General features: G+C 74.6%; 5 protein-coding genes. 4 read left to right on the forward strand and 1 reads right to left on the reverse strand.

Annotation, left to right across the window (positions count from 1 at the left end):
- Window positions 1-101: 101 nt before the first annotated feature.
- Window positions 102-1,004 carry a MarR family winged helix-turn-helix transcriptional regulator gene (locus tag ACFWXO_RS23555; RefSeq protein WP_380525663.1) on the reverse strand — a complete coding sequence of 301 codons (903 nt, stop codon included), beginning with the start codon at window positions 1,002-1,004 and terminating at the stop codon, window positions 102-104.
- Window positions 1,005-1,159: 155 nt separating this feature from the next.
- On the opposite strand from ACFWXO_RS23555, the gene ACFWXO_RS23560 reads away from it, so the two are divergent.
- The 4 genes from ACFWXO_RS23560 (at window position 1,160) to ACFWXO_RS23575 (ending at window position 4,999) form a co-directional block, all read left to right on the forward strand.
- The gene (locus ACFWXO_RS23560) at window positions 1,160-2,683 is read left to right on the forward strand and encodes an MFS transporter (protein ID WP_380525664.1); all 1,524 of its coding nucleotides are present in this window, start codon (window positions 1,160-1,162) and stop codon (window positions 2,681-2,683) included.
- 58 nt (window positions 2,684-2,741) lie between these two features.
- Entirely contained in the window at window positions 2,742-3,158 is a 417-nt protein-coding gene (locus ACFWXO_RS23565; RefSeq protein ID WP_380525665.1) for a hypothetical protein, read from the forward strand.
- Window positions 3,159-3,317: 159 nt separating this feature from the next.
- The gene (locus tag ACFWXO_RS23570) at window positions 3,318-4,190 is read left to right on the forward strand and encodes a ferritin-like domain-containing protein (protein WP_380525666.1); all 873 of its coding nucleotides are present in this window, start codon (window positions 3,318-3,320) and stop codon (window positions 4,188-4,190) included.
- Window positions 4,187-4,999, forward strand: a complete 813-nt coding sequence (locus tag ACFWXO_RS23575) for a ferritin-like domain-containing protein (RefSeq protein ID WP_380525667.1) — start codon at window positions 4,187-4,189, stop codon at window positions 4,997-4,999. The genes ACFWXO_RS23570 and ACFWXO_RS23575 overlap by 4 nt, the downstream gene beginning before the upstream one ends.
- Window positions 5,000-5,164 lie beyond the last annotated feature (165 nt).

The following is a 5,164-nucleotide window of genomic DNA, read 5'->3' on the forward strand; positions in this document are numbered from 1 at the left end:
GGCCACCGGCCCCGGCTCGGCTTCGAGACCGACCACCGGACCATCCCGCACGAGGTGGACTGGCTGCGCCCCGCCCGGGCGGGGCGTGCACGCCGGGGGCGTCAGGCGCGGTCGAGCGCCTCGCCGATCCGGGCGGCCATGGCGGTCATGGCCGGGCTCGCGGGGGTGCGGATCCGCAGCGCGGCCTCCACCGCGACCCGGATGACGGAGCGGAAGTTCTCGGCCTCGCCCGGGTCGGCGTCCCCGAGCAGCGCGGCCGAGGCGGCGAGGGCGGGGAAGACCTGGTCGGCGATGTCGGCGGTCGACTTCCCGCCGAGCTTCAAGCCCTTGGGCTTCTCGGCCAGGACGCGTCCGGTCAGACCGGTGGCGGAGCTGAGGGCCTTCCCGGCGGCCATCCCGGCCCGGGCGGAGGAGAACGCCCCGGGGTCGGCGGCGGCCATCAGGGCGACGACGCCGTGGGCGGCGGTCTGGACGGTCAGCTTCTGGCTCTGGGTGAGGGCGGGCTCGCCGCCGCCCGGCCGGGTGCCCGGCAGCTCGGCGGTCAGCTGTGCGGTCGCCTCGCGCTGGACGGCGGCGCCGGCGGTGAGGAAGCCCGCGATGGTGGCGAGTTCGGTGTCGCTGTAGCGCGCGTACAGCTCCTCCAGGCCGCTCATGAAGTGCTCGAAGTGCGGTGCGAGGGCCTCGGCGGGGGCCTCCGGGGCCTCGATGAGCACGCTGCGCTTGTCGGCGGGGTTGGGGATCCGCCGGGCGAAGCCCTTGCGCTGGAGCCGGTCGACCAGCCCGGTGACCGAGGCCGGGGCGAGCCCGGAGTGCTCGCCCAGTTCGCGCGCGGTGAGCGGGCCGAACCGTTGGAGCAGGTCGATGGCCTTCTCCTCGGTGCTGCTCAGTCCGTGCAGCTGCGCGAGCGCGCTGTGGAACATGACCGCGGCGGTGCTCAGCTCCCGCCCGGCCGTGTTGAGCCGGGCGATGAGCTCGCCGCGCGAGGGCTGGTCGGTGGTCGTCATGCGCTCAGATTAGCAAGCTGCTTCGCTTCGCCGAACTACTTGTTTCGCCGAACCGAACTACTTGCTATGCTTCTTTCGTCCGAACGAAACATCTTGGGCGGTGCGGCCACGGCCGGGGCCCGCCCCCACCCCTCCGAAACCGAACGAAGAAGGCCATGTCCAAGCAGCGCACCCCCATGCCCGGAGGAGCCCAGGCACCCGCCGCCGCCTCCCCGGAGACCCCGCCCGTCCACCGCCGCCGCGGCCTCGCGATGCTCGTCCTGATCGTCGCGTCCTTCATGGACCTGCTCGACACCACCATCGTCAACGTCGGCCTGCCCGCCATCCAGAAGGACGTCCACGCCACCCCCGGCCACCTGGAATGGGTCGTCGGCGGCTACACCCTGGCGTTCGCGATCGTCCTGATCACCGGCGGACGGCTCGGCGACATCATCGGCCGCCGGACGGTGTTCCTCGCCGGGGTCGCCGGCTTCACCGCCGCCTCGCTCGCCGCCGCACTCGCGCAGAGCGGCGACGCGCTGGTGGCGGCCCGGGTCGTCCAGGGCGCCTTCGCCGCCCTCATGGTCCCCCAGGTCCTCGCCTCCGTGCAGGCCCTCTACCGGCCCAGGGAACGCGCCGCGATCCTCGGCATCATCGGCGCCGTCTCCGGGATGGCCGCCGTCGCCGGCCCCCTGCTCGGCGGCTGGCTCGTCTCCGCCGACGCCTTCGGCATCGGCTGGCGCAGCATCTTCGTCATCAACATCCCCGTCGGCGTCGCCCTGCTCGTCGCCGCCCGGCTCCTGGTGCCCGACACCCGCTCGGCCCACCCGCTGCGCCTGGACGTCCCCGGCCTGCTGCTCGCCTCCACCGGCCTGTTCCTGCTGGTCTTCCCGCTGGTCGAGGGCCGGGAGTCGGGCTGGCCCGGCTGGATCCTGGCCATGCTGGCCGCCGCCCCGGTCGTGCTGGGCGGGTTCGTGGTGAACCAGCGGCGCCGGATGCGCCGGGACGGCTCGCCGCTGGCGCCGATGCACCTGTTCGGCCGGCGGGGCTTCGCCGCCGGCAGCCTCGTCCAGCTGTGCTTCTCCGGCGCCATGGCCGGGTTCTTCCTGATCCTCGCCCTCTACCTGCAGCTCGGTCTGCACTTCTCCGCCATGGCCTCCGGGCTGACGCTGCTGCCGTTCACCGCGGGCGCCTTCCTCGGCTCGGGCGTCTCGGTGCCGCTCGCCCGGAAGGCCGGCAAGCCGCTCGTCGTCCTGGGCGCCCTGATGCAGGCCGGCGGCGCCGCCTGGGTGCGCCAGGTCGTCGACTCCCACGACGCGGGCCTGTCCGGCTGGGACCTGCTGTGGCCGCTCGCCCTGGCGGGCCTGGGCCTCGGCCTCCTCGTCGTGCCGCTGGTCGACCTCGCCCTGGCGACCGTCGACGTCCGCGAGGCCGGGGCCGCCTCCGGCGTCTACAGCACCTTCCAGCAGTTCGGCGCGGCCCTCGGCGTCGCCGTCACCGGCGTGGTCTTCTTCGGCCGGACCCACGACGGCTACGACCCCACCGTCCTGCGCACCGCCCTGCTGGCCGGCGCCCTGGTCTGCGTCGCCGGCTACCTCCTCGCCGCCCTCGCGGGCCTGTTCCTGCCCGCCAGCCGCCTGGCCCGCCACGAGCCCGCCGACGAGGAGGAGGCCGGCGACCTCCTGCCCGCCGCCCACTGACCGCTCGACCGCTCACAGCCCCTGCTCCACACCGAACCCGCAGACAAGGAAACCCACCATGTCCGACACCACCGCCGTCCTGACCGCCGACGACCGGCTCACCCTCCAGACCGCCGCCCACGGCGTCGTCGTCCTGATGGCCGCCTCCGACCCGGGCACGATCTCCTCCGCCAAGGCCGGCATGGCCGCCGGCAAGGCCCTCAGCTCCGCCACCGGCCTCACCGGGCGCGTCCTCGCCGAGAAGCCCAAGGGCCTCAAGCTCGACGGCAGCTCCACCGCCGACATCGCCGACCGGGTCTTCGACGCCATCCGCCGCTCCCTGGCGCTGCTGGACGCCAAGGCCCCCGAGGAGACCGGCAACTTCCGCGCCACCCTGACCGTCGCGATGCGGGCCGCCCAGCACGCCCGCCCCGGCGCCAACCCGGCCCAGGCCGCGATGGCCGACAAGATCGCCGGCATCCTCGACGGCGCCTGACCGCGCATCGGCCGGGGCGGCTCCGCCCGACCCGGCCGACCCGGCCGACCCGCCGGACGGCCGCCGCGGTCACCCTTCGCCCCCGCCGTTCACCCCCAGGGGTGAATTCGGGGGCCGTTCGGGGGCCCGGACCAAGCCAGGTGGGCGAGCGTGCCGAACGTGAGGGCAGAGCGGTCCGGCATCCGGCCGACCGCCGGGCCGAGACGGGACATGATGGCCAGCGAGCACATCGACACCCGGCTGCTGGAAGAACTCACCGAGCAGTCACAGGACTTGAACAGCGACGCGTTGCGGATCACCCGCGGAGCGCTGACCGATCTCGCGGAGGGCACCGAGCCCCCGCGCCGATGGTGGCAGCGCGGGGCGACCCTCGGCGCCCTGGCCGGCGGGGTCGGACTGCTGAGCACCGTGCGCGCCGCGGCGGCCTCGCCGTCGCCGTCGGCCTCCGCGTCCGCCTCCGTCTCCGCCGACGACATCAGGGCGCTGCAGACCGCCGCGTCCCTGGAGAACCTGGCGGTCAGCGTCTACCAGACCGCCGCCGGGCTTCCGTTCATCAAGGACGGCAACAAGACGGTCGCCGCGTTCATCGCCAAGACCACCGAGCAGCACCAGGCCCACGCCAAGGCCTTCAACGCCGCCGCGACCACCGCCGGCGGGCAGGCACAGGACGGCCCGGACCCGAAGTACAAGGCCGTCGTCGACCAGACGCTGCCCACCATCAAGACCCCGGCCGACGTGGTGAAGCTCGCCATCACGCTGGAGGACGTCGCCGCCCAGACGTACACCAAGAACGTCGGCCAGGTGAGCAACGCCGACCTGCGCAAGCTGTTCGCCTCGGTCGCCCCGGTCGAGGCCCAGCACCGTGCCGTCCTGCTGGCCGTGCAGGCGCTGCTCGCGGGCAACGCCGCCGATCTGATCACCATCCCAGTCGACCCGGCGAAGCTGCCCGCGGCCGCGGGCAGCGTGGGCTTCCCCGACGCCTTCTACAAGACCGACAACGCCTCCCCGATCACCGAAGGGGCCGTGAAGTGAGCACCGACCGCATCTGGGAGCCCGCCATCGGCGAGGCCGAACTCGCCCGCCTGACCAGGGACATGGACGAGGCCCACCGCGCCACCCTCCCGGTCATGCGGGAGAGCGCACGAGAGCTGGCCGAGCAGATCCGCGTCACCGGCCAGGCCGAGCTGGCCCGGCGCCGCTTCCTGCTCGGCGCGGGCGGGGTGGCCGCGGCCCTGACGCTGGCCGCCTGCTCCAGCAGCAAGGACGTCAAGGACCCGGCGCCGTCCAGCCCGGCCGGCACGATGCCCGGCTCGGCGTCGGCGTCGGCGTCCGGGAGGTACACCGGGGACCTCCAGGTCGTCGCGCTGGCCACCGCCCTGGAGAACCAGGCCGTCGGCGCCTACCAGGCCACCCTGGACGCCGCCAAGGCCGGCAAGCTCGGCACCGTCCCCCCGGCGGTGGCGACCTTCGTCACCACCGCTATGGCCCAGCACGCCGACCACGCCAAGGCCTGGAACGCCGTCCTCACCGGCGCCGGCCTGCCCGCGATCACCGACGTGCCGCTGTCCAACCAGCCGGAGACCCTGGCCGCGCTCGGCAAGGCCGCCTCCGTCGGCGACGTCGCCAAGCTCGCCCTCGACCTGGAGGACCAGGCCGCCCAGACCTACCTCTTCGCGACCTACAACGTCACCAGCCCCGCCGGTATCGCCACCGCGGCCAGCATCGCGCCGGTCGAGGCCATGCACGCGGCCGTCCTGAACTACGTGCTCGGCCAGTACCCCGTCCCGGACGACTTCCTGCCCACCGACAAGGCCGCCAGCCCCACCCTGCTCACCGTCTGACCCGACGACCCCCGGGTCCGATGTCCCCCGGACCCGACGTCCCCGGATCCGACGACCCCAGACCGGGCGCGCGCCCCGGCCCCCCCCCCCCCCCCCCCCCCCCGCCGCGGCCGCGCGGGCCCGCCCCCCCCCCGCCCCCCCGCACGGGGCGCGGGCCGAGGGCCC

The organism is Kitasatospora sp. NPDC059088, assembly GCF_042738155.1.
In the GTDB taxonomy this organism is placed as follows: Bacteria; Actinomycetota; Actinomycetes; order Streptomycetales; family Streptomycetaceae; genus Kitasatospora.

Coding starts and splice junctions, on each gene's coding strand:
- ACFWXO_RS23565 (WP_380525665.1), top strand. CDS start 2,742: ATGTCCGACACCACCGCCGTCCTGACCGCCGACGACCGGCTCACCCTC.
- ACFWXO_RS23555 (WP_380525663.1), bottom strand. CDS start 1,004: ATGACGACCACCGACCAGCCCTCGCGCGGCGAGCTCATCGCCCGGCTC.
- ACFWXO_RS23560 (WP_380525664.1), top strand. CDS start 1,160: ATGTCCAAGCAGCGCACCCCCATGCCCGGAGGAGCCCAGGCACCCGCC.